Genomic DNA, 1,105 nt, shown 5'->3' with positions numbered 1-1,105 from the left:
AGGCGGTAGACCGTGACGTGCGCCCGGCTGTCGTCGCCGAACGCCGAGCCGTTCCAGTCCGACCAGCGGTGCTCGCGCTCCATGCCCGCCAGCCTGGCCATGAGGTCGAGCTCCGCGGGCCAGGCGTAGCGGTGGTTGGCGGGCAGCAGCCGTACGCCCTCGGCGGTAAGCCGTACCTTGGTGGTGTGCATGAACTGCTCGGCGGGTGAGAGCCTGGCCGCCTCGGCCAGGACGGTGTCCTCGCTCATGGACAGCAGCCGCAGGGCCGAGCCGTCGCGGAAGGCCGCGGGGTCGGGCACCCAGGTCTCCACCACGAACCTGCCGCCGGGCAGCAGGTGGTCGGCCGCGTTGCGGAAGCAGTCGACCTGGGCGTCCTGCGACGGCAGGGCGAAGATCGTGTTCGTCGTGAGCGCCACCAGGCTGAACCTGCCCTCCACCTTGGTGGTGGCGAAGTCGCCGACGGAGACGGGGATGCGCTCGCCGCCCGGCTTGGAACGCAGGATCTCCACCATGTCGGCGGAGCCGTCGATGCCGGCCACGGTCAGGCCCCGCGCGGCCAGCGGCAGGGCCAGGCGGCCGGTGCCGATGCCGAACTCCAGTACGGGGCCGTCACCGGCCAGCAGCGCGAGCCGCTCGACGGTCGCCTCGGTCGGCAGGTCGGTGACCGTCGCGTCGTAGATGTCGGCGATGCTCCGTCCGTAGGCGGAGGCGTCGAAGGCGGGTGACATCAGCGGCCCCCCTCGCGGTCAGAGCGTGGACGGTGGCGATGTGGTGGCTGGTGCACTGTCGTTCCTCCTGGTCGGTGGCGGCTGGCCGGTGGTGGCTCCCCGCGACTGCCCGGCGAGGCGCCGGTCAGGAGAGCCGGGATGTTTTCGCTGGTCATCGTGGGAAAGAGGGGCGGGATGTCGCGTGAAGACGATGATGTGGTGACGGTGACCCCGTGCGAGGACGGCCCCTTGCTGATCAGGGGCCCCTTCGAGTTGTTGACTCAGGAAGGCGTGCCCATCCCGCCGGGCCGGGCGACCGTCGCGCTGTGCAGGTGTGGACGCTCCTCGGTCAAGCCGTTCTGCGACGGCTCGCACAAGTCGACGGGTTTCCGGGCCAC

The 1,105-nt window shown here is 71.1% G+C and carries 2 protein-coding genes; one reads left to right on the top strand and one right to left on the bottom strand.

The genetic code is table 11. From position 1 onward, the window contains the following. Positions 1 to 728, bottom strand: a 728-nt coding sequence (locus ABFX50_RS50610) for a class I SAM-dependent DNA methyltransferase (RefSeq protein ID WP_346158453.1), incomplete at its 3' end; no start/stop codon positions are given. 174 nt (positions 729 to 902) lie between these two features. Between ABFX50_RS50610 and ABFX50_RS50605 the strand changes: the two genes are divergently transcribed. Next, on the top strand, positions 903 to 1,105 hold a 203-nt coding region (locus tag ABFX50_RS50605), incomplete at its 3' end, for a CDGSH iron-sulfur domain-containing protein (RefSeq protein ID WP_346158451.1).

Source organism: Nonomuraea recticatena (assembly GCF_039533245.1).
GTDB classification, from domain to species: domain Bacteria; phylum Actinomycetota; class Actinomycetes; order Streptosporangiales; family Streptosporangiaceae; genus Nonomuraea; species Nonomuraea roseola.
This window is presented reverse-complemented; position numbering and strand designations above follow the sequence as displayed.